Genomic DNA, 23767 nt, shown 5'->3' with positions numbered 1-23767 from the left:
TGCCGAACCTGCCTAACCGGCTGATTGAGGTACACAACAAGATGTTTAGTTTTATTGCCCGCCGATTGGGGTTATTGATCCCCACGTTTTTCGGCATCACGTTGCTGACGTTTGCGTTGATTCGCATGATCCCCGGCGACCCTGTCGAAGTCATGATGGGCGAACGACGAGTCGACCCCGAGATGCACGCACAGGCAATGGAACGCCTCGGCCTTAACAAGCCGCTGTACGCGCAATACCTGGACTACGTAGGCAAACTCGCCCACGGCGACCTCGGTGAGTCACTGCGCACGCGCACCAGCGTGTGGACCGAATTCACCGCCCTCTTCCCTGCGACCCTGGAACTGTCCATGGCCGCCCTGTTGTTCGCCGGTGTCCTGGGCCTGTTGGCCGGGGTGATCGCGGCCTTGAAACGAGGATCCCTGTTCGACCATGGGGTGATGGGCATCTCCCTCGCGGGATATTCGATGCCGATCTTCTGGTGGGGCCTGATCCTGATCATGTTCTTCTCGGTCAGCCTGGGCTGGACCCCGGTTTCCGGGCGTATCGACCTGCTCTACGACATCGAGCCGCGCACCGGTTTCATGCTGATCGACACGCTGCTGGCTGACGAGCCCGATGCGTTCTTCGACGCCCTGCACCACTTGATCCTGCCGGCCATCGTGCTCGGCACCATCCCGCTGGCGGTGATCGCGCGGATGACCCGTTCGTCGATGCTCGAAGTCCTGCGCGAAGACTACATCCGTACCGCCAAGGCCAAAGGCCTGTCGCCGGCGCGCGTGGTATTCGTCCACGGCCTGCGTAACGCGCTGATCCCGGTACTCACCGTGGTCGGCCTGCAAGTGGGCACGCTGCTGGCCGGCGCGGTCCTGACCGAAACCATCTTCTCGTGGCCCGGCATCGGCAAATGGCTGATCGAAGCCATTGGCGCTCGGGACTATCCCGTGGTGCAAAACGGCATCCTGTTAATCGCCTGCCTGGTGATTCTGGTGAACTTCGTGGTGGATATCCTCTACGGCTTCGCCAACCCACGCATCCGTCACCAGCGCTGAGATCATGACCATGACCACACCTACTTCCGCGGTAGCAGTCGATCAAAGCCTGCTGTACCCGTCCCCGTACAAAGAATTCTGGCAAGCCTTTTCCAAGAACAAAGGCGCCGTTGCCGGCCTGCTGTTCATGTTGCTGGTGGTGTTTTGCGCGATCTTCGCCCCTTGGGTTGCGCCGCATAACCCTAGCGAGCAATACCGCGACTTCCTGCTCACCCCTCCAGCCTGGCTGGAAGGCGGGCAGATGCAGTTCCTGCTCGGCACCGACGAACTGGGCCGTGACCTGCTCTCGCGCCTGATCCAGGGTTCGCGCCTGTCCTTGCTGATCGGCTTGTCGTCGGTCGTGATGTCGCTGATCCCGGGCATCCTGCTGGGCCTGTTCGCCGGGTTCTTCCCGCGCATGCTCGGCCCAACCATCATGCGCTTGATGGACATCATGCTGGCCCTGCCGTCGCTGCTGCTGGCTGTCGCCATTGTCGCAATCCTCGGCCCTGGCCTGATCAACACCGTGATCGCCATTGCGATCGTGTCGCTGCCCTCATATGTGCGTCTGACCCGTGCTGCGGTGATGGGCGAACTGAACCGCGACTACGTGACGGCCGCCCGCCTCGCTGGCGCCGGCCTGCCACGCCTGATGTTCATCACCGTGCTGCCCAACTGCATGGCGCCGCTGATCGTACAGGCGACCTTGAGCTTCTCCTCGGCGATTCTCGATGCCGCGGCCCTGGGCTTCCTTGGCCTTGGCGTACAACCGCCAACCCCTGAGTGGGGCACCATGCTGGCTTCGGCCCGTGACTACATCGAACGCGCCTGGTGGGTCGTGAGCCTGCCGGGTTTGACCATTTTGCTCAGCGTGCTGGCAATCAACTTGATGGGTGACGGCCTGCGCGATGCGCTGGACCCGAAACTCAAGAACGCCGCCTGAGGAGATTCCCATGTCACTGTTAGAAATCAAGAATCTCAACGTACGCTTCGGCGACGCGACCGCCGTGCCGGTGGTCGATGGCCTCGACATTTCGGTCGACAAAGGCGAAGTACTGGCGATCGTTGGCGAGTCGGGCTCGGGTAAATCCGTGACCATGATGGCGCTGATGGGCCTGATCGAGCACCCCGGCATCGTCACCGCCGACGCCCTGAACTTTGATGGCAAAGACATGCTCAAGCTGAGCAACCGTCAGCGCCGCCAAATCGTCGGCAAAGACCTGGCGATGGTGTTCCAGGACCCGATGACCGCGCTGAACCCCAGCTACACCGTGGGTTTCCAGATCGAAGAAGTGCTGCGCCTGCACCTGAAAATGTCCGGCAAGCAAGCGCGCAAACGTGCGATCGAACTGCTCGAAAAAGTGGAAATTCCGGGCGCGGCCAGCCGTATGGATGCCTACCCGCACCAACTGTCCGGTGGTATGAGCCAGCGTGTCGCAATCGCCATGGCAATTGCCGGCGAGCCGAAACTGCTGATCGCTGACGAACCGACCACTGCGCTGGACGTGACCATTCAGGCGCAGATCATGGAGCTGCTGCTGGCCCTGCAGAAAGAGCAGAACATGGGCCTGGTGCTGATCACCCACGACCTGGCCGTGGTGGCTGAAACCGCACAGCGCGTGTGCGTGATGTACGCCGGCCAGGCCGTGGAAGTCGGCCAGGTGCCGCAACTGTTCGACATCCCGGCGCACCCGTACAGCGAAGCGCTGCTCAAGGCGATCCCCGAGCACAGCCTGGGCGCCACGCGCCTGGCCACGCTGCCGGGTATCGTGCCCGGTCGTTATGACCGCCCGCAGGGTTGCCTGCTGTCGCCACGCTGCCCATACGTGCAGGAATCCTGCCGTGCCCAGCGCCCCGGCCTTGACCCGAAAAGCAACAGCCTCGCGCGCTGCTTCTACCCCTTGAACCAGGAGGTGGCGTAATGGCCGTCGTTCTTACCGCCCGCGACCTCACCCGTCACTACGAAGTGTCCCGTGGCCTGTTCAAGGGCCATGCACTGGTACGCGCGCTTAATGGTGTGTCGTTTGAACTGGAAGCCGGCAAGACCCTCGCCGTGGTAGGCGAGTCGGGTTGCGGCAAATCCACCCTGGCCCGCGCGCTGACGCTGATCGAAGAGCCGTCGTCCGGCTCGTTGAAAATCGCTGGCCAGGAAGTGGCCGGCGCCGACAAGGCCCAGCGCAAGCAATTGCGCAAAGACGTGCAGATGGTGTTCCAAAGCCCGTACGCCTCGTTGAACCCGCGCCAGAAGGTCGGTGACCAGCTCGGCGAGCCGCTGCTGATCAATACCAACCTGTCCGCCGCCGAACGCCGCGAGAAAGTGCAGGCGATGATGAAGCAAGTGGGCCTGCGCCCTGAGCATTATCAGCGCTACCCGCACATGTTCTCCGGTGGCCAGCGCCAGCGTATTGCCCTGGCACGCGCCATGATGCTGCAACCCAAAGTGCTGGTAGCGGATGAACCGACCTCGGCACTCGACGTGTCGATCCAGGCCCAGGTACTTAACCTGTTCATGGACCTGCAGCAGGAATTCAACACCGCCTACGTGTTCATTTCCCACAACTTGGCAGTGGTGCAACACGTTGCCGACGACGTGATGGTGATGTACCTCGGCCGCCCGGTGGAAGTGGGCCCCAAGGAAGACATCTACGCTCGTCCGCTGCACCCGTACACCCAGGCGCTGCTGTCGGCCACCCCGACCATCCACCCGGACCCGAACAAGCCGAAGATCAAGATCGTCGGCGAACTGCCCAACCCGCTGAACCCGCCATCTGGCTGCGCGTTCCACAAGCGCTGCCCGTACGCGACAGCGCGTTGCAGCAGCGAGGAGCCGCTGTTGCGGCCGCTGGATAACCGCCAAGTGGCTTGCCACTACGCGGAGCAGTTCGTGGCCTGAGCCTGCGTGCAACAAAAATGCCCTGGCGATAACGCCAGGGCATGACAGGTGTTCTACAAGCCCTTCCCATCAGGTTGCGCATCAGCCTGTTGGGAGGGGCTTTTTTTGGCTGATCACCACCCGCTTTTGATCACCAAATCCCCTTCAGTATTCGAAACCAATCTAACTGCCTGTCAGTTCTCACAGTAGCCGGCCACGGCCTTTTGCATTGTTATGAGCTCACCCCCTTTATCCAATGGACGGGTAATCGCTCATGACAACATTCACTGTTTTTTTCTGCGGCACTGGCTCAACCAAGTTTGACGATACTCATGCCAGTTATTGGAACGGTGAGTTGATTTCCACGCTGGCGCAAAACACTCAAAGCGTCAGTAAGGAGTTTGCCGAATGGATCGTTATCGACGGCCCCGGCAGCGGCAACTTGCAAGCCGATGAAATGTTCTCCGAGTCTGGCAATTATCTTCAGTTAAAGGGCACCGCCCTGGGCTCTGGCTGGGAAGAAAATGTGGCTCACGCGGTTAACATCATGAAGGGCACGTTTACCTGGCAGCGCGAAAAACTCACTGAGGAAAACTACACCCAACTGCAAAAAGCCGGCATTCCAATTGAAGACGTCAAAGTCACCGGCAGTTGGTATTGGCGCACTTACGATTACGGTACGCGCAAAGTAACGCAGCAGCAGTTGCAAGAGCAGATCATCAAGACGTTTCGAAAAGACGGGATCATTCCCACGCGCGTCAACCTGATCGGTTGGAGCCGCGGCGGGATCAGCTGCCACATGCTGGCCAATGCCATGCTCAATGACAGCGTCTTGAAGAATGTGCCGGTCAATATCTTCGCTGTTGACCCGGTTCCCGGACTCTTGAACTTCCAGAGCAGTCGAGTAACGCTCGGCAGCAATGTTAAAGAGTACGTCGGTTTTTACGCCAGGGACGAGCGATCCTCCGGATTCGCGTGTGTCGTACCCGCCTTTGATACAAACACCCATGTTCATATCTATCCAATGCCCGGGCGCCACGCGACCTTGGTGGGTAATGCAGCCCCCGACGGAAACCAGGGTGCAAAGGTATATGCCGAACCCGGCGAGATTGTTCGTCACTTTGCAGAAACTTGCCTGACGCGATGGGGGGTGCGCCTGGAAAAGAAACTCAACCTCACGCCCGGTCAGATTAATGACCGTCTTACCAAAATGAATAATGATTTGAGCGGGTACGTGGCGATGCGAAATACGGTTTACACCACCCGTACGTCCACCGCCGGTGAACGCAGCATTACCAAGGGCAGCAGTGATATGAAATTCACCGCAGCGAGCAGTACCGATTACCTGCCAGGACAGGGACTTTCAATAGACAAGATAGTGAACAGCGACTACTTCAACGACATCGCATGATTCAAAGGGAGCGGGTTTAACGGTATACAGCCCTCCCGTCAGGCGGTGCATACCTGACGGGTGGGACTGTGCTTCAGGCCGATCAGGTATCGCTGTCACCTTGATCGCTATCATCGTCATCCGGGGCTTGCTGGTCGTCATCATCCTTGGAACCGCCTTGGTCCTCATCGCCTGGCTCGGCTTCCGACTTGGCCAGTTGCAGTCCCTTGCCCTGCGCTGTCTGCACCGCCGAAAAGCCCGTCTGACTGCCCTGCACCGGGTTATGCGCCCAGGCCGTCGACATCCCCAACGACAACAGCACCAGCACTTTTATCAACAGCACTACACGTTGAAAAATACTCATGGTCGATTTCCGTCCAGTCAGTAGATGAATCCTGCACGACAGCGTTTTACCGTCGCCAGGTTAGAAGCTAGTCCCAATGCCGGGTTTGCGCCAGGCTTCAGGTATCGCCATCGTCGTAGGTGTCGCTGTCCTCGCCTTCGTTATAGGGGTTTTCCGCATCCTCCTTGGGCGCGGGCTGGGCTTGGGGTTGCCAACTGCCGGAGTTGACCTCGTTCTGCTTTTTCTTGGTCACCGGGCCGGTGTCTTTCCATTGGGGCGTGCCGGTGTCGGCCAGCGCCGAGGTGCATGCCAAGGCGGTGGACACACCCAGGGTGCCAAAAAGCACCAACCAGATAGCCCGTTGAGTTATACGCAAGGTAGCCTCCAGATCCGTCGGTGAATGGGTGAATTATTTGAAACGCTAGACCGGATGCGGATATCTCGCCAATTCATCGCCTTGTGGAGATCAAAATGTGGGAGCGGGCTTGCTCGCGAATGCGGAGTGTCAGTCACTGAATATGTTGACTGATACACCGCATTCGCGAGCAAGCCCGCTCCCACACTTAGAATATCGGCGCCCACAAAAAAGGGCGAAGCCATGACAGCTTCGCCCTTTTTGTACCGCTCAGACCTTAATGGTGCTCACGGGTCGCGCGGAATTTCACATCCGGCCAGCGCTCTTCCATCAACGCCAGGTTCACCCGGGTCGGGGCCAGGTAGGTCAGGTGACCACCGCCGTCCACTGCCAGGTTTTCCACAGCCTTGTTGGAGAACTCTTCCAGCTTCTTCTTATCGCTGCAATCGATCCAGCGCGCGGAGTACACGGTGATTGGCTCGTAGGAGCATTCGACCTTGTATTCCTCTTTCAGGCGGCTGGCGACCACATCGAACTGCAGCACGCCGACGGCGCCGAGGATGATGTCGTTGCTGCGCTCGGGGAAGAACACCTGGGTGGCGCCCTCTTCCGCCAGTTGCTGCAGGCCCTGGCGCAGCTGCTTGGATTTGAGCGGGTCGCGCAGGCGTACGCGGCGGAACAGTTCCGGGGCGAAGTGCGGGATACCGGTGAAGCCCAGCACTTCGCCCTCGGTGAAGGTGTCACCGATCTGGATGGTGCCGTGGTTATGCAAGCCAATGATGTCGCCGGCGTAGGCTTCTTCGAGCTGTTCACGCTCGGAGGAGAAGAACGTCAGGGCATCGCCGATGCGCAGGTCCTTGCCGGTGCGCACGTGGCGCATCTTCATGCCTTTTTCGTATTTGCCGGAGCAGATACGCATGAAGGCGATACGGTCGCGGTGCTTGGGGTCCATGTTCGCCTGGATCTTGAACACAAAGCCGGTGAATTTTTCTTCAACCGGTTCCACCGTGCGCTCATTGGCAACCCGGGCCAGAGGTTTCGGCGCCCAGTTCACGACGGCGTCGAGTACGTGGTCGACACCGAAGTTGCCCAACGCCGTACCGAAGAACACCGGCGTCAGTTGGCCGTCGAGGAATTCCTGCTGGTTGAACGCATGGCAGGCGCCCTGCACCAGTTCCAGTTGATCGACGAAGCGGTCGTACTCGTCACCCAGGTGGGCGCGGGCTTCGTCGGAGTCGAGCTTCTCGATGATCTTGACGTCGGTGCGCTCGTGGCCGTGGCCGGCGGTGTAGACAATGATGTAGTCGTCGGCCAGGTGGTACACACCCTTGAAGTCGCGGTAGCAACCGATTGGCCAGGTGATCGGCGCAGCCTTGATCTTCAGGACGGCTTCGATTTCATCGAGCAATTCGATCGGGTCACGAATATCGCGGTCGAGTTTGTTGATGAAGCTGACGATCGGCGTGTCTCGCAGGCGGCAAACGTCCATCAGCGCGATGGTACGTGGCTCAACGCCCTTACCGCCGTCGAGGACCATCAAGGCCGAGTCCACCGCCGTCAGGGTGCGGTAGGTATCTTCGGAGAAGTCTTCGTGGCCCGGGGTGTCGAGCAGGTTGACCATGTGGTCGCGATACGGGAACTGCATGACCGACGTGGTAATGGAAATACCCCGTTGTTTTTCCATTTCCATCCAGTCGGAGGTGGCATGGCGGTCCGATTTGCGGGATTTCACCGTGCCGGCCACTGCGATTGCCTTGCCCATCAGCAGGAGCTTCTCGGTGATGGTGGTTTTACCGGCATCGGGGTGGGAAATAATGGCGAAAGTGCGGCGTTTCGCGACTTCGGCGGCCTGGTGGGTCATGGGAAATCGCCTGGCAGGTGAGTCAAAAAAGGGCGGCGAGTATAGCGCAAACCCAGGGAGCCAGACCACCGTTCACCCGATTGGGGGTGGCTAAATGCTGCCAAGTGTGGAACCTTTTAAAAGGTCGAGACGTCCACTCCCCTGCTATCGCACTCGTACCAGGGGCTGAAAAATCAGCAAGTTAGCCTGACGAGGCTGCGCTCATGGCTTGACCTCATGTCGTCTAACCGGCATTGGCAAGCTGCATTTCGCGACCACATTCGCCGACAGCCAGGAATGGCATTGCCGCTCGGAAATGTGGACGCCGACAGAAGAAAAAAAGGAGTCCGCCTGTGGCTATTCGCTATGGCAAAGGGCTGATAGGAGGAGCGGTTGTCGTCGCTCTCCTGGCCCTGCTGGTCCACTGGATCGGCATCAACACGATCGAACTGTACCGCGACGATTTGTTGTTTTACCTGCAAGCACACCTGATCCTCGTTCTTGTCTCCATGCTGGCCGCCCTCGTTGTAGGCATCCCCGCCGGTATCCTGCTCAGCCGACCGAACATGGTCGGGCGCGCAGAACGCTTCATGCAGATCTTCAACATCGGCAACACCGTCCCGCCCCTGGCCGTACTGGCCATCGCCCTCGGCGTCCTCGGCATCGGCAGTGGCCCGGCCATCTTCGCGTTGTTCCTCGCCTCGTTGCTGCCCATTGTGCGCAACACCTACGAAGGCCTCAAAAACGTTCAAGGCTCGTTGAAAGAGGCCGCCACCGGCATCGGCATGACGCCGCGCCAGGTGCTGTTTCGCGTGGAATTGCCCAACGCCGTGCCGATCATCATCGGCGGTGTGCGCGTGGCCCTGGCGATCAACGTCGGCACCGCACCGCTGGCGTTCCTGATTGGTGCCAACAGCCTTGGCAGCCTGATCTTCCCCGGCATCGCCCTGAACAATCAGCCGCAATTGCTGCTCGGCGCCGCGTGCACCGCGCTGCTGGCGTTGCTGCTTGACGGTCTGGTGACCATGGCCAGCCGCCTCTGGCTGGAACGCGGGTTGCGTCCGTCTTAAGGCTTGGCAAAGGAATCGACATGAAAAAGTTAAGCTTGATATTAGGCTGCGTCCTGCTGTTGGCAGGTGTTGCGCAAGCCGCCGAAAAACCCGTCATCCGCATCGGCGCCCGCGTGTTCACTGAACAGACGCTGCTCGCCGAAATCACCTCCCAGTACCTGCGCACCAAGGGTTACGACACCCGCGTGACCGGCGGCCTGGGCAGCAACCTGGCGCGCAGTGCCCAGGAAAGCGGGCAACTGGACCTGATCTGGGAATACACCGGCGTGTCGCTGGTGGCCTACAACCATGTGGACGAGAAGCTCGACAGCGAACAGTCCTACGCCCGAGTTAAAGAACTCGATGCGAAAAAAGGCCTGGTCTGGCTCTCCCCGTCGAAATTCAGCAACACCTACGCATTGGCGTTGCCGGAAAACGTGGCCAAGGAATTCCCGCAGATCAACAGCATCAGCGACTTGACCCAAGCCCTGGCCGAGAAAACCAAAGGCACGCGCCTGGTGGCCCTGGACACCGAGTTCGCCAACCGTTCCGACGGCATGGCCGGCATGGTCAAGCTGTATGACATGAACCTCACGCGCAAAAACACCCGGCAGATGGACGCCGGCCTGGTCTACACCGCGCTGCGTAATGGCCAGGTGTTTGCCGGGTTGGTCTACACCACCGACGGTCGCCTGAACGCCTTCAAATTGAAGCTGCTGGAAGACGACAAACACTACTTCCCGGACTACACCGCCGCGCCGGTGGTGCGTCAGGATTATCTCGACGCTCACCCTGAACTGGCCGCCGACCTGAAACCACTGGCCGCGCTGTTCGACGACGCAACCATGCGCCAGCTGAACGCGCGGGTCGACGTGGACCATGAAAGCCCGTCCGCCGTGGCCGCAGACTTCCTGCGCCAACATCCCATCAGCCAATAAGAGGAGAAGACATGGAATTTCTGAACGCCTTTTCCCATCTTGATTGGGCCCAGGTCCTGCACCTGACCTGGCAGCACATCACCCTGGTCGGCATTGCCGTCATTCTGGCAATCGTCGTGGGCGTGCCGCTGGGCGTGCTGATGACGCGCTTCCCGACCCTGGCCGGCCCGCTGCAAGCCAGCGCCACCGTGCTGCTGACCGTGCCGTCGATCGCGCTGTTCGGCCTGCTGCTGCCCTTCTACTCCAAGTTCGGCCAGGGCCTGGGGCCAATGCCGGCGATCACCGCGGTGTTCCTCTACTCGCTGCTGCCGATCATGCGTAACACCTACCTGGCCCTGACGGGCGTGGAACCGGGCATTCGCGAAGCCGCCAAAGGCATCGGCATGACCTTCGGCCAGCGCCTGCGCATGGTTGAACTGCCCATCGCCGTGCCCGTGATCCTCGCCGGTGTGCGCACCGCCGTGGTGATGAACATTGGCGTGATGACCATTGCCGCCACCATCGGCGCTGGTGGTCTGGGTGTACTTATTCTGGCTTCCATCAGCCGCAGCGACATGTCGATGCTGATCGTTGGCGCCGTGCTGGTCAGTCTTCTGGCCATCTTCGCCGACCTGCTTCTGCAATGGCTGCAACGCTCGCTGACTCCAAAAGGACTGCTCAAATGATCGAACTTCAAAACCTGACCAAGACTTTTCAAAGCAACGGCAAAACCGTATCTGCCGTGAACGACGTAAGCCTGACCGTCAATGAAGGCGAGATTTGCGTGTTCCTCGGCCCCTCGGGTTGCGGCAAAAGCACCACGCTGAAAATGATCAACCGCCTGATCAAGCCCACCTCGGGCAAGATCCTGATCAACGGCGAAGACACCACCGACCTGGATGAGGTGACCTTGCGTCGCAACATCGGTTACGTGATCCAGCAGATCGGCCTGTTCCCGAACATGACCATCGAGGAAAACATCGTGGTGGTGCCCAAGCTGCTCGGCTGGGACAAGCAGAAATGCCACGACCGCGCCCGCGAGTTGATGAGCATGATCAAGCTGGAACCCAAGCAATACCTGCATCGCTACCCGCGTGAACTGTCGGGCGGCCAGCAACAGCGCATCGGCGTGATCCGTGCCCTGGCGGCCGATGCACCGCTGCTGCTGATGGACGAGCCGTTCGGCGCGGTCGACCCGATCAACCGCGAGATGATCCAGAACGAATTCTTCGAGATGCAGCGCGCGCTGAACAAGACCGTGATCATGGTCAGCCACGACATCGACGAAGCGATCAAGCTGGGCGACAAGATCGCGATCTTCCGTGCTGGCAAGCTGCTGCAGATCGACCACCCGGACACGCTGCTGGCGCATCCGGCTGACGAGTTCGTGAGCAACTTCGTCGGCCAGGACAGCACCCTCAAGCGCCTGCTGCTGGTGAAAGCCGAAGACGCGGCGGACAACGCCCCGTCGGTGAGCCCGGAAACCCCGGTGGCCGAGGCGCTGGAGCTGATGGACGAAACGGACCGTCGCTACGTGGTGGTCACCTGTGCCGAGAACAAGGCGCTGGGTTATGTACGACGTCGCGACCTGCACCGTCAGACCGGTACGTGCGGCCAGTACCTGCGCGAGTTCAACGCCACGGCGGCGTACGACGAGCACCTGCGCATCCTGTTGTCGCGCATGTACGAGTTCAACCGCTCGTGGTTGCCGGTGATGGACGCGGAGCGCGTGTTCCTCGGTGAAGTGACTCAGGAGTCGATTGCCGAGTACTTGAGTTCCGGTAAGTCGCGTGGGGGCAAAACCAGTATTGTTTCGCCGGCTGAGACAGCCTTGGCCTGATCTGAAACAACTCAGGTCAACATGTGGGAGGGGGCTTGCCCCCGATGACGGTGTGTCAGTCACTTCATCAGTCACTGATCCACCCCTATCGGGGGCAAGCCCCCTCCCACATTTGCTCGTTGGTGAGTCAGGGAAATCCCACCGACTTGGCCCTCCCGGGGAACATCAATCCGTCACACCGGTCGGTTACATAAGTAGCTGCACGCGGTCCTGCGACGAACGCGTGCAAAAACGCGACATTTTTAGTTGATCTATGGCCCCTCACGTCCTAAAGTTCGCGCCGAACGTCCATGCTGGAAACGATCCATCCGGCTCAAGTACTGACGACGAGACAGCAAGGCCAAGGGAAGCGTTTATTCCCATGGCCTTTTTGCTTTCGGCGACATGCCTTGGGAAGTAGGCGAACCAAAGTGGGGATACGGAGGACGTTCAGGAGGGTGTGTCATCAATGAATTCACGAGTGCGCCGGCGCCTGCTTTTGCGCAGGGCAAGGCGCGAGGACCGAAGTTTGGTTGTTCCAAATGAGGTCCGAGTAACGCAGCCCTGCGCAAAAGCAGGCCCGGCCCTTCGGGTTGTGCCTGAGCGCGCGCCATGCTGCGTTGCAGGCCTTGCGAAGGGAATGGCCATTAGCTGCGGCCTGCGCCTTGCCTGGCACGCGCTCAGGCGCAACGCACTCGCGAATTCATTGATGACACACCCTCGCACCCATTGATCAAATTAGTTTGCCCTTAGGAGTTCCCAGCATGTCGATCAACGTCGAAGATTATTTCGCGCGCGCCACTTTTGACAAAATGAAGGCGTTCGCCGACAAGCAAGAAACCCCGTTCGTGGTGATCGACACCGCGATGATCAGCCAGGCCTACGATGACCTGCGCGCCGGTTTCGAGTTCGCCAAAGTCTATTACGCGGTCAAGGCCAACCCTGCCGTCGAGATCATCGACCTGTTGAAAGACAAGGGTTCGAGCTTCGACATCGCCTCGATCTACGAGCTGGACAAGGTCATGGACCGTGGCGTCAGCCCCGACCGTATCAGCTACGGCAACACCATCAAAAAATCCAAGGACATTCGCTACTTCTACGAGAAAGGCGTGCGTCTGTTCTCCACCGACTCCGAAGCCGACCTGCGCAACATCGCCAAGGCCGCGCCGGGCTCGAAAGTCTATGTGCGTATCCTCACCGAAGGCTCGACCACGGCTGACTGGCCTTTGTCGCGCAAATTCGGCTGCCAGACCGACATGGCCATGGACCTGCTGATCCTCGCCCGCGACCTGGGCCTGGTGCCATACGGCATCTCTTTCCACGTTGGCTCGCAGCAGCGCGACATCAGCGTGTGGGACGCGGCGATTGCCAAGGTCAAAGTGATCTTCGAACGCCTCAAGGAAGAAGACGGCATCCACCTCAAGCTGATCAACATGGGCGGTGGCTTCCCGGCCAACTACATCACCCGCACCAACAGCCTGGAAACCTACGCCGAAGAAATCATCCGCTTCCTCAAGGAAGATTTCGGCGACGACCTGCCGGAAATCATCCTGGAACCGGGCCGTTCGTTGATCGCCAACGCCGGCATCCTGGTCAGCGAAGTGGTGTTGGTTGCGCGTAAATCCCGCACCGCCGTCGAGCGTTGGGTATACACCGACGTGGGCAAATTCTCCGGCCTGATCGAAACCATGGACGAAGCCATCAAGTTTCCGATCTGGACCGAGAAGAAAGGCGAGATGGAAGAAGTGGTCATCGCCGGCCCTACCTGCGACAGCGCCGACATCATGTACGAGAACTACAAGTACGGCCTGCCACTGAACCTGGCGATTGGTGACCGTTTGTACTGGCTGTCGACCGGTGCGTACACCACCAGCTACAGCGCCGTGGAATTCAATGGCTTCCCACCGTTGAAGTCTTACTACGTGTAAGCAATTCGCACACAAAAAACCCATGACATGTCATGGGTTTTTTTATCGGTCAGCAAAGGCTCGCGGCGCGCTGTTGGTAGGCCTCGGCCATTGCACGAACCTGTGGGTGAGTGGCTGCGGCCAACGCAGCGTGGGCCGTTCGCAAAAACTTCAGATTGCCGCCCGCCAGCGCCTTGCGCAGCCACGCCAATGCCTCGTCGATTCGGCCTCGGTCAGCCAATATCGCGGCATAACTGAACTGCCCGCGAAAATCCCCGCCTTCGGCTGAGCGCCGATACCACTCGACAGCCGCCTCAAAATCCCTCGGGCAATAGTGGCCGTCTTCCAAATAACGCCCCACAAGGTTCATCGACTTGGCGTGGCCCTGCTCTGCAGCCAGCCGATAAAAGCCCAGCGCTTGCGGTCGGTTTTCGTCGACACCACGACCGGTGGCCAGCAGGTTGGCATAGTTGTATTGGCCCCAATCCAACCCGGCCTCTGCCGCCAGGCGATACTCCCGCGCAGCTGCCACCTCATCTACGGCGCAGCCCCAGCCATGTTCCAGGCAACGCCCGGCCATATTGCGTGCCATCAACTGCCCGCCGTTGGCGGCGATCCGGAACCAGCGCAGCGCCAGCGCTTGATCGCGCGCAATGCCGCGCCCTTCCAGCAGGATTTGTCCCAGCAAGGCCTGGGCATCAATCACGCCCGCCTTGGCTGCCATCAAAATCGCCTGGGCGGCGCGCACCGGGGAATCGTCGAGCATGCTCTGCAGTTGTTCGACGTTGAGCACTTCTTCACGGCGCAATAAAAAGCCCACGTCAGACCTCGACCCAGCGGCGCAACAGGTTGTGGTAGGTACCGGTGAGCTGGATCAGCGCTGGATGGTCAGGAACATCGCGGGTCAGTTGCTGAATGGCGCCGTCCATCTCGAACAGCAAGGTGCGCTGGCTGTCTTCACGCACCAGGCTTTGGGTCCAGAAGAACGAAGCGTAACGCGCGCCACGGGTTACGGCGTTGACTTTGTGCAGGCTCGAACCTGGGTACAGCACCATGTCGCCGGCCGGCAATTTGACCCGCTGCAGACCAAAGGTGTCCTGGATCTCCAGCTCGCCACCGTCGTATTCATCCGGATCACTGAAAAACAGCGTGGACGACAGATCGGTCCGAACCCGTTCATGGCTGCCCCGCGCCTGGCGCACGGCGTTGTCGATGTGGAAGTCGAAACTGCCACCGGCCGTGTAGCAATTGAGCAAAGGCGGGAAGACCTTGTGCGGTAACGCCGCTGACATAAACAGCGGGTTTTTCCACAAACGCTCGAGCATCGCCGCGCCAATTTCCTTGGCCAGCGGGTGGCCCTCGGGCAATTGCAGGTTGTGTTTGGCTTTGGCGGACTGATGCCCGGCGGTGATTTTACCGTCGGCCCACTCGGTGTTTTCCAAGGCTTGGCGAATGCGCAGCACCTCCTCGCGAGAGAACAGGCCGGGAATGTGCAGCAGCATGGGGCGGTACCTGAAGGCAGAGAGGCGCCAATGGTATTGATTCTTATCCGCCCTGTAAAACGCGGGAGACGAACGAGTTCGTAAAAACCGTAAGCAAAAAGTGTAAAGAATGTAAATTCAGTGCGAATAGTAATGTATCGCAATTGATAGAAACTCTTGTTGATCCTATATTCCGCGGCCTTACAACCTTGGGGAAGGGACACGTCAATGTCGCGCACACTGCTAAAAACACCAGCCAGTTCACCACGCATGCTGGCTTCGGCCATCGGCGTCGCACTCAGCGCCAGCTCTGCCGCCCAATTGGCACAAGCGGCCGAAAGCACCGAACACAAAGGCGAGCGCAACAGCATCTCCCTGGGCGCCACCAGCATTACCGGCCAGGAGCAGGACAACACGTCCTACCAGGTGGAAAAAGCCGCTTCGCAAAAGTACACCGCGCCACTGGTAGACACCCCGCGCTCGGTGACCGTGGTGCCGCAACAAGTGCTCAAGGACACCGCCGCCACCTCGTTGCAGGACGCCTTGCGCACTGTACCGGGCATTACTTTCGGTGCCGGTGAAGGCGGTAACCCTCAGGGCGACCGTCCGTTCATTCGCGGTTTTGATGCCCAGGGCGACACTTACCTGGACGGCGTGCGCGACACCGGCGGCCAGAGCCGCGAGATCTTCGACATCGAATCGATTGAAGTCAGCAAAGGCCCGAACTCCTCGTTTGGCGGTCGGGGTTCGGCTGGCGGCAGCATCAACCTGGTGAGTAAAACGCCACAGGCGCGCGACTTCACCAATGGTGGTTTCACCTACGGCTCCGACCAGACCCGCCGCTACGTGCTCGACGTGAACCGCCAGTTCCTCGACAACGCCGCGTTCCGCTTGAACCTGATGAGCCACGAACAGAACGTGGCTGGCCGCGATGTCATCGACTATGACCGTTGGGGTGTAGCGCCGTCGCTGACCTTCGGCCTAGGCACGCCGACGCGCGTCAACTTCAGCTACTACCACATGGAAAGCAACGACCTGCCGGACTCGGGCATTCCCTACGGCTACAGCTCGCCGACCGCCACTGCCCACGGGCACGACAAACCCACCGATGGCGGCGACAGCAACAACTTCTACGGCTTGAAAGACCGCGACTTCCGCAAGACCCGCGCCGATATCAGCACGTTCTCCATCGAGCACGACCTGAACGACGACATGACGCTGAAAAACACCCTTCGCCATGGCAGCACCGGCCAGGACTACGTGCTCACTCAGCCGGACGACAGCCAGCGCAACGTCAGCCGTTTCGGCACCGTGTGGCGCCGTGCCAACACGCGAGTGTCGACCACCGACACCACCACCAACCAAACCGACCTGTTCGGCAGTTTCCAGCTGGCGGGCATGAAGCACTCGTACTCCACCGGCCTGGAATTCACCGGCGAAGAAACCCGCGTCAGCGGCTACACAGTCAGCCCGAACGCCAACCCGACCTGCACCGTGGCCAAAGGCAGCCTGGGCGGGCAGTGCACCTCGCTGAGCAACCCGACGCCGGATGACGCCTGGACCGGCAGCGTCGCGCGTAACTACTACGGCACCAACACCAAGGCCACCAGCCGCGCCGCCTACGTGTTCGATACCCTTGAGCTGGACCCGAAATGGCTGTTGAACCTCGGCCTGCGCTACGACACCTTCGACACCGAAGCCAACACCAACGCCGCCGCGGGGCGCAGCAAAATCAAGGACGACAGCCAGTTCTTCAACTGGCAGGCGGGCCTGGTCTGGAAGCCGCTGGAGAACGGCAGCATCTACACCTCCTACGCCACCTCGGCATCGCCTGCCGGCGGCATGGTCGGTGAAGGCCAGGAAACCAACGGCTTCGTCACCGGCATCAACACCAGCGACCTGAAACCCGAAGAAACCGTCAACTACGAACTGGGCACCAAGTGGGACCTGTTCCATAACCGCCTGTCCCTGACCGGCGCGATCTTCCGTACCGAGAAGAAAAACACGCGCATTCTGGTGGACTCCAACACCTACGAAACCGCGGGCGAATCGCGAGTGGACGGCATCGAACTGTCCGCCAGCGGCAAGCTCACCGAACAATGGCAAGTGTTCGCCGGCTACAGCTACCTGAAAAGCGAGCTGGTTGACCCCGGCAAAAACGGCAACCGCCAGGGTGTCGTCACTGCCGGTTCCAACAAGGGCAACCAAATGCCCAACACGCCGAAAAACACCTTCAGCCTGTGGACCACCTATGACATCACGCCAAAGCTGACCATCGGCGGCGGCGCGTTCTACGTCGACCAGGTTTACGGCGACGCGGCCAACACCGTTTACGTGCCGTCGTACACGCGCTACGACGCCATGGCCAGCTACAAGCTGACCAAGAACGTCGACCTGCAACTGAACGTGCAAAACCTGACCGACAAGACCTACTACGACAAAGCTTACGCGGCGCACTTCGCCAACCAGGCGGCCGGTCGTACGGCGTTGTTGACCACCAGTTTCCACTTCTAAACGCGGCCCACTTCTGGCCCAAAGCCCCACGCATCGGATGCGTGGGGCTTTTGCGTGTAAAACAGAATATTTCTCGTTAGCCCACGGCATAATGCGCGCCGTGACTTATATATCCAGATGAGCGAGGCGGTCCGACGTGTTGAAGAAAACCCTGTTCCAGTTGCACTGGTTCTTCGGCATTACCGCCGGGCTGGTGCTGGCATTGATGGGGATCACCGGGGCTGCGGTCTCGTTTCAGGATGAAATTCTGCGCGCGCTCAATCCGACCGTATTGAGCGTCGAAAAACGCGAAGCCGGCGTGCTGCCGCCTGCCGAACTGGTGCGCAAGCTGGAGGCCACCGAAGGCAAGACCGTGTCGATGCTGTGGGTAGAAAGCGACAGCGGCAACGCCGCGCGCGTGTTCTTCACCGCGCCACCGGGCGAGCGGCGTGGCCAGATGCGCTACTTCGACCCGTACACCGGCAACTACATGGGCGACGCCGTCGGCCAGGACGTGTTCGGTTTCATCTTGCAGCTGCACCGCTTCCTGGCGGCTGGCGATACCGGCCGGCAAATCACCGGTGCCTGCACACTGATCCTGGTGTTCTTCTGCCTGTCGGGCCTGTACCTGCGCTGGCCGCGCCAGGTGGCAAGCTGGCGCGCCTGGCTGACGCTGGACTGGCGCAAAAAGGGCCGCAGTTTCAACTGGGACCTGCACTCGGTGTTCGGCACCTGGTGCCTGCTGTTTTACCTATTGGCCGCGCTCACCGGCCTGTATTGGTCGTATGACTGGTACAACCAGGGCGTAACCAAACTGCTCTCCGACGCCCCGCAAAATGAACGCATGCGCAAGCGCGGCCCGCCGCCCGAAGGCCCGGCGCCCGTGGCCAACTACGACGCGATCTGGAGCAGCATCTACGCCAACGCCGGCCCCGGCTTGAGCGCCTACAACATCCGTATGCCGGCCGTCGCCGGGCAGCCGGCCATTGTGTATTACCTGCTCAAAACATCCCCGCACGACCGCGCGCTGAACCAGATCAACCTCGACCCGGCCACCGGCGAGGTCAAGTCCCATGACCGCTACGCGAGCAAGACCTTCAAGTCGCAATTGCTCACCAGTGTCTACGCGCTGCACACCGGCAGCTACTTCGGGCTGGTAGGCCGCATCATCCTGACCGTCAGTGCGCTGTGCATGCCGCTGTTCTTTATTACCGGCTGGCTGCTCTACCTCGACCGCCGCCGCAAAAAACGCCAGGTCCGCGATGCCCGCAAAGGCCTCGGCGCCAACCACAGCGACGCCCCGGCGTGGCTGATCGGCTTTGCCAGCCAAAGCGGCTTTGCCGAACAGCTTGCATGGCAGACAGCCGGGCAATTACAGGCCGCCGGCCTGCCGGTGAAGGTGCAGCCGTTGGGCAGTGTCAGCCAGCAAGACCTGTGTGAGTCAGAACATGCACTGTTTGTGGTCAGCACCTTCGGCGACGGCGAAGCGCCCGACAGCGCCCGTGGTTTCGAGCGCAGCGTGCTCGGCCAGGACCTGTCGCTCAAAGGCCTTAACTACTCGGTGCTGGCCCTGGGTGACCGCCAGTACGAACACTTCTGCGGCTTTGCCCGGCGCCTGCATTTCTGGCTGACCCACCAAGGCGGCAACCCGTTGTTCGCGCCTGTGGAAGTCGACAGCGGCGACACCGAAGCGCTGCTGACCTGGCAACAGCAACTGGGCCAGCTCACCGGGCATGCGCCGGCATCCGCCTGGCAGACCGCCCAGTACGAAAACTGGACCCTGACCCGACGCACCCTGCTCAACCGCGACAGCGTCGGCTCGGACATTTACTTGCTCGGCCTCACACCGCCTTCGCCACACACTTGGCTGGCCGGCGACCTGGTGGAAATACTGCCGCGCAATTGCCCGTGGGCCATCGAACACTTCCTCGCCGGCCTGGGCCTGGCCGGCAGCGACGGCGTGTTGATCGACGGCCTTGCGCAAACCCTCAACCAAGCCCTGGCCACCCGCCAACTGCCGGACAACCGCGCGCACTTGGTCGGCCTGCACGCCCAGGCACTGGTGAACGCCCTGGTGCCCCTGGGCCTGCGCGAATACTCCATCGCCTCGATTGCCAGCGACGGCGTGCTGGAGTTGATCGTGCGCCAGGAACGTCACCCCGACGGCAGCCTGGGCCTGGGTTCCGGCTGGCTGACCGAACACGCCGCCCTCGGCTCAAGCATCAGCCTGCGCCTGCGTCGCAACAGTGGTTTCCACCTGCCAGAGGCGCCAGTGCCGCTGATCCTTTTGGGCAACGGCACCGGCCTTGCCGGCCTGCGCAGCTTGCTCAAGGCGCGCATTGCCGCTGGTCAGCAGCGCAACTGGCTGCTGTTTGGCGAGCGCAATATTGCCCACGACTACCTGTGCCAGGACGAGCTGCAAGGCTGGCTGGCCAGCGGCGATCTGGCCCTGCTGGACCTCGCGTTTTCACGCGACCAGCCAGAAAAAATCTACGTACAGGATCGCCTGCGCGAGTCGGCGGACGTGCTGCGTCGATGGCTGGCAGACGGCGCGGCCATTTATGTCTGTGGCAGTTTGCAGGGCATGGCGACGGGCGTGGACCAGGTGCTGCATGAGGTGCTGGGCAGCGAAGCAGTCGAGCGCCTGATCGAGCAAGGGCGCTATCGCCGGGATGTGTACTAAGCCCTCATAAACACCGAGGATCAAAATGTGGGAGCTGGCTTGCCTGCGATGCAGGCACCTCGGTGTATCAGTGACACCAGGGTGATGCAATCGCAGGCAAGCCAGCTCCCACCGTTTTTAAGTGCATTGCAGGTCAGGCCGGCTGCAGTTTTTGCTCAAACACAGAGACCCCATCCAAGTCGCGCAACATCACCGTCAACTCCGCCGTCTGCCCATCAATCTGCACCTCACCAAAAAACTGAAACCCGGCCAGCGGCGAAGTGTTCTGCGCGGGCGGCGCCTTCTCGAACACCACCTGTGGGCCAAAGGTTTTATCCAGCGGGTTGGGCCCAAAACTCCCTGCATTCAAAGGCCCGGCCACAAACTCCCAGAACGGCTCGAAATCCTGAAACGCCGCCCGGTCGGGGTGGTAATGGTGCGCCGCGCAGTAGTGCACATCCGCCGTCAGCCATACATGGTTACGCACCTGCTGGGCACGCAGAAACCCCAACAGTTCGGCAATCTCCAGCTCACGCCCCTGGGCCGGGCCAGGGTCGCCGTTGGCGATCGCTTCCCAACGCGGTACGCCAGGGCTGACCTCGCCGTCGGGCACGCCAAGGCCGATGGGCATGTCGGCGGCGATGACCTTCCATTGCGCCGTTGAGGCCTTGAGTTCGCGCTTGAGCCAGTCCAGTTGCTCACGGCCCATGAACGGTTTTTCGCCTCCCAGATTGTCGTCGTTGGGGCCACGGTAACTGCGCATGTCCAGTACGAACACATCCAGCAACGGGCCGTAACTGAGCTTGCGATAGATCCGCCCACCGCCGTCGGCGCTTTGCCGACGCATCGGTGAATACTCCAGCCAGGCCTGACGTGCGCGGCCCACCAACGTGTTGATGTCCCTGGTCTGATAGCGCTCATCGAGTTGCTTGCTCGGCGACCAGTTATTCACCACCTCGTGATCGTCCCACTGCCAGATCTGCGGCACCTCGGCGTTGAAGCGGCGCACGTTTTCGTCGAGCAGGTTGTAGCGGTAATTGCCGCGGTACTCATCCAGGGTTTCGGCGACTTTGCTCTTGGCTTCGGTGGTGATGTTGCGCCAGATGCGCCCGTCTTCAACGCTCAACTGCGCCGGCACCGGGCCGTCGGCGTAGATGGTGTCGCCGCTGTGAATAAAGAAGTCCGGCAGGCGCAGGCGCATCGCTTCGTAGATGCGCATGCCGCCAATGTCCGGGTTGATACCAAAGCCCTGGCCGACGGTGTCGCCGCTCCACACAAAACGGATGTCACGGCGTTGTTGCGGCACGCTGCGCAGGTGGCCGAACCACGGCTCACTGGCGACGCCGGTCTGGGCGTCTTCAAAATGCACGCGGTAGAAGATCGCCTGGTCGACCGGTAACCCGGTGAGTTCGACGCGGGCGGTAAAGTCGGTGCGGCTGTCGGCCAGTGGCGAGATGAATTTTCGCGGGTTGCTGAACACGCTGCGGGTGTCCCATTCCACCACCATCTTGGCCGGGCGGTCGCTGCGGCTCCAGATCATCGCGCGGTCGCCCAGCAGGTCGCCGGACTGCACGCCATCGGTGAGTTGCGGCCGGTCCTTGACCGACGCGATCACCGCCGGCGCCAGGCCCGGCAGCAGCAGGCCGGCGCCGACGGCTTGCATCACGCGGCGACGGCCGAGATCGAAGTGGCTCATGCAGGTGCCCTCTTGAGTATCAAAAGGTCAACTAAAGCACGCGGGGATGAAGCGGATGTGACACCTGACTCGGCAACCCTGGAGATCCAAATGTGGGAGCGGGCTTGCTCGCGAAAGCAGTGTGTCAGTCAATAGACTGGGTGACTGACACTCCGCCTTCGCGAGCAAGCCCGCTCCCACATTTTTTAACCGATCAAGCCTGTGCTGAAGCTACGGTGAGTTCCACCGCCTCAGGGCGCTTGATCAGCGCATACACCAACCCAGTCAACAGGCTGCCGGCAACAATCGCCAGCAAGTACAGCAGGGCATGGTTCATCGCATTCGGAATGACCAGCACAAACAGGCCACCATGAGGCGCCGCCAGTTTGCAGCCGAAGTACATCGACAGCGCGCCGGTCAAGGCGCCACCGGCGATGCTGGCCGGGATCACGCGCAGCGGGTCTTTGGCCGCAAAAGGAATCGCGCCTTCGGAAATAAAGCACAGGCCCAGAATCATCGCGGCCTTGCCGGCTTCGCGTTCGGTCTGGGCGAACTTGCGCCGCGCCAGGAACGTGGCGACGCCCATGCCAATCGGCGGCACCATGCCTGCGGCCATGGTCGCAGCCATCGGCGCGCCGCTGGAAGCGGCCAGCAAGCCGACGGAAAACGCATACGCCGCCTTGTTGATCGGCCCACCCAAATCGACGCACATCATGCCGCCCAGGAGGATGCCCAGCAGCACCGCATTGGTGGTGCCCATGGTGCTGAGAAAGTCGGTCAGGCTGGTGAGCAGCCGTGCGACCGGCGGGCCAACCAGATAAATCATTGCAAGGCCGGTGAACAAACTCGCCAGCAATGGAATGATCAGAATCGGCTTGAGCGCCTCCAGGCTCTGCGGCAATTTCACCGCGCGGGTGATCAACTTGACGCAATAACCCGCGAGGAAACCGGCGAAAATCCCGCCGATAAACCCCGCGCCCAGCGTGCCCGCGAGCAGGCCGCCAATCATGCCCGGCGCGAGGCCGGGGCGGTCGGCAATCGAGTAGGCGATATAGCCCGCCAGCAGCGGCACCATCAACATAAAGGCCTGGTCGCCGACGGTTTTGAGTGCCGCCGCCAAGGTGCCTTTTTCTTCAAAGGCATGAATGCCGAACACAAACGACAAGGCGATCAGCAACCCGCCGGCCACCACCATCGGCAACATGAACGACACACCGGTGAGCAGGTGTTTGTACACGCCGGTCTTTTCCGATTTTTTCGCCACCGCGCTGCCGGCCGCACTTTCCACTGCGCCTTCGGCCAAGGCTTTGTTGAGCGTGGCTTCGGATTGCTTGAGGGCAATGCCAGTGCCACAGCGGTAAATCTTCTTGCCGGCGAAGCGCTCGGTGGCCACTTCAATGTCGGCCGCCAGCAACACCACGTCGGCATTGGCGATGGCCTCCGGGCTCAACGGCGTGCGCGCGCCCACCGAGCCTTGGGTCTCGACCTGCAAGTCGTAGCCCAGGCGCTTGGCGGTTTGCTGCAAGGCTTCGGCAGCCATAAAGGTGTGCGCTACGCCGGTGGGGCAGGCCGTGACCGCGACGATACGCGGCGCGGTGTTGGCTGCCTGCTGCGTCGCCACATAGACCTCAGCCTCTGCGGCGCCGCGACGCAATACTGCGTCTACATCCGCCAACGCCTGGGCCGGCGTGCTCTGGAACACGCGCTTGCCGACAAACCGCTGCATCTCCACCGGCGTGCTGCTGACCAGCAACACCCAGTCGGCGTCATCAAGCGTGGCCTGGGACAACTGGCGCTCCGGGTGCTGCACGTCCACCACTTCGACGCTGGTGTGCAAGCCCTGGCGCTGCGCGGCGGCGTCCAACAAGCGGGCGCACAGCACACTGGTGACCATGCCGTTCGGGCAGGCGGTAACAATGGCTAACTTCATCAC

At 60.9% G+C, this 23767-nt stretch carries 19 protein-coding genes; 12 read left to right on the top strand and 7 right to left on the bottom strand.

The genetic code is table 11. From position 1 onward, the window contains the following. The first annotated feature begins 41 nt into the window (after positions 1–41). The 5 genes from AACU78_RS26820 to AACU78_RS26800 all read left to right on the top strand — a co-directional run bounded on the left by AACU78_RS26820 (position 42) and on the right by AACU78_RS26800 (position 5314). Complete coding sequence (locus AACU78_RS26820) at positions 42–1052, top strand: ABC transporter permease subunit (protein ID WP_106578740.1); 1011 nt, start codon at positions 42–44, stop codon at positions 1050–1052. A 10-nt stretch (positions 1053–1062) separates the two neighbouring features. Next, on the top strand, positions 1063–1974 hold the full coding sequence (locus AACU78_RS26815; protein ID WP_106578633.1) for an ABC transporter permease subunit: 912 nt from the start codon (positions 1063–1065) through the stop codon (positions 1972–1974). 10 nt (positions 1975–1984) lie between these two features. Further along, complete coding sequence (locus AACU78_RS26810; RefSeq protein WP_106578632.1) at positions 1985–2953, top strand: ABC transporter ATP-binding protein; 969 nt, start codon at positions 1985–1987, stop codon at positions 2951–2953. Beyond that, complete coding sequence (locus tag AACU78_RS26805; RefSeq protein WP_106578631.1) at positions 2953–3924, top strand: peptide ABC transporter ATP-binding protein; 972 nt, start codon at positions 2953–2955, stop codon at positions 3922–3924. Before AACU78_RS26810 ends, AACU78_RS26805 begins: the two co-directional genes overlap by 1 nt. Before the next feature lie 253 nt (positions 3925–4177). Further along, positions 4178–5314: a hypothetical protein gene (locus AACU78_RS26800; protein WP_106578630.1), complete on the top strand. Its 1137-nt coding sequence runs from the start codon at positions 4178–4180 to the stop codon at positions 5312–5314. Between the two features lie 82 nt (positions 5315–5396). Here the strand turns inward: AACU78_RS26800 and AACU78_RS26795 are convergent, their stop codons facing one another. The 3 genes from AACU78_RS26795 to AACU78_RS26785 form a co-directional block, all read right to left on the bottom strand. Continuing rightward, complete coding sequence (locus AACU78_RS26795; protein ID WP_106578629.1) at positions 5397–5657, bottom strand: hypothetical protein; 261 nt, start codon at positions 5655–5657, stop codon at positions 5397–5399. A 97-nt stretch (positions 5658–5754) separates the two neighbouring features. Further along, positions 5755–6012 carry a hypothetical protein gene (locus tag AACU78_RS26790; protein WP_106578628.1) on the bottom strand — a complete coding sequence of 86 codons (258 nt, stop codon included), beginning with the start codon at positions 6010–6012 and terminating at the stop codon, positions 5755–5757. 256 nt (positions 6013–6268) lie between these two features. Beyond that, the gene (locus AACU78_RS26785; protein ID WP_106578627.1) at positions 6269–7852 is read right to left on the bottom strand and encodes a peptide chain release factor 3; all 1584 of its coding nucleotides are present in this window, start codon (positions 7850–7852) and stop codon (positions 6269–6271) included. Positions 7853–8184: 332 nt separating this feature from the next. Here AACU78_RS26785 and AACU78_RS26780 point away from each other — a divergent pair, with 332 nt between their 5' ends. The 5 genes from AACU78_RS26780 to AACU78_RS26760 all read left to right on the top strand — a co-directional run bounded on the left by AACU78_RS26780 (position 8185) and on the right by AACU78_RS26760 (position 13544). Further along, positions 8185–8901 (top strand): ABC transporter permease, encoded by a 717-nt coding sequence (locus tag AACU78_RS26780; RefSeq protein WP_025856261.1) that lies wholly within the window; start codon positions 8185–8187, stop codon positions 8899–8901. Between the two features lie 20 nt (positions 8902–8921). Beyond that, entirely contained in the window at positions 8922–9818 is an 897-nt protein-coding gene (locus AACU78_RS26775) for a glycine betaine ABC transporter substrate-binding protein (protein ID WP_106578626.1), read from the top strand. A gap of 11 nt (positions 9819–9829) precedes the next feature. Further along, on the top strand, positions 9830–10483 hold the full coding sequence (locus AACU78_RS26770; protein WP_027604864.1) for an ABC transporter permease: 654 nt from the start codon (positions 9830–9832) through the stop codon (positions 10481–10483). Continuing rightward, a complete protein-coding gene (locus AACU78_RS26765) occupies positions 10480–11637 on the top strand; it encodes an osmoprotectant ABC transporter ATP-binding protein OsmV (RefSeq protein WP_053131666.1) in 1158 nt (385 codons plus the stop codon). The genes AACU78_RS26770 and AACU78_RS26765 overlap by 4 nt, the downstream gene beginning before the upstream one ends. Before the next feature lie 743 nt (positions 11638–12380). Beyond that, entirely contained in the window at positions 12381–13544 is a 1164-nt protein-coding gene (locus AACU78_RS26760) for a type III PLP-dependent enzyme (protein WP_053254366.1), read from the top strand. Between the two features lie 49 nt (positions 13545–13593). Here AACU78_RS26760 and AACU78_RS26755 read toward each other — a convergent pair whose 3' ends face one another. Next, complete coding sequence (locus tag AACU78_RS26755) at positions 13594–14343, bottom strand: tetratricopeptide repeat protein (protein WP_106578625.1); 750 nt, start codon at positions 14341–14343, stop codon at positions 13594–13596. A gap of 1 nt (position 14344) precedes the next feature. Continuing rightward, complete coding sequence (locus AACU78_RS26750) at positions 14345–15025, bottom strand: Fe2+-dependent dioxygenase (RefSeq protein WP_106578624.1); 681 nt, start codon at positions 15023–15025, stop codon at positions 14345–14347. A 207-nt stretch (positions 15026–15232) separates the two neighbouring features. On the opposite strand from AACU78_RS26750, the gene AACU78_RS26745 reads away from it, so the two are divergent. Then, positions 15233–17518 carry a TonB-dependent receptor gene (locus tag AACU78_RS26745; protein ID WP_106578623.1) on the top strand — a complete coding sequence of 762 codons (2286 nt, stop codon included), beginning with the start codon at positions 15233–15235 and terminating at the stop codon, positions 17516–17518. A gap of 136 nt (positions 17519–17654) precedes the next feature. Continuing rightward, complete coding sequence (locus tag AACU78_RS26740) at positions 17655–20180, top strand: PepSY domain-containing protein (protein ID WP_106578622.1); 2526 nt, start codon at positions 17655–17657, stop codon at positions 20178–20180. A gap of 133 nt (positions 20181–20313) precedes the next feature. On the opposite strand, the gene AACU78_RS26735 is transcribed toward AACU78_RS26740, so the two are convergent. Both AACU78_RS26735 and AACU78_RS26730 read right to left on the bottom strand, forming a co-directional pair. After that, positions 20314–21855: an alkaline phosphatase D family protein gene (locus AACU78_RS26735; protein ID WP_106578621.1), complete on the bottom strand. Its 1542-nt coding sequence runs from the start codon at positions 21853–21855 to the stop codon at positions 20314–20316. Positions 21856–22048: 193 nt separating this feature from the next. Next, positions 22049–23764 carry a PTS fructose-like transporter subunit IIB gene (locus tag AACU78_RS26730; protein WP_106578620.1) on the bottom strand — a complete coding sequence of 572 codons (1716 nt, stop codon included), beginning with the start codon at positions 23762–23764 and terminating at the stop codon, positions 22049–22051. Positions 23765–23767: the final 3 nt, after the last annotated feature.

Source organism: Pseudomonas sp. R9.37 (assembly GCF_963878885.1).
Lineage (GTDB): Bacteria > Pseudomonadota > Gammaproteobacteria > Pseudomonadales > Pseudomonadaceae > Aquipseudomonas.
Note: the sequence above shows the minus strand (reverse complement) of the source record. Positions and strands in the feature narration are given on the sequence as shown.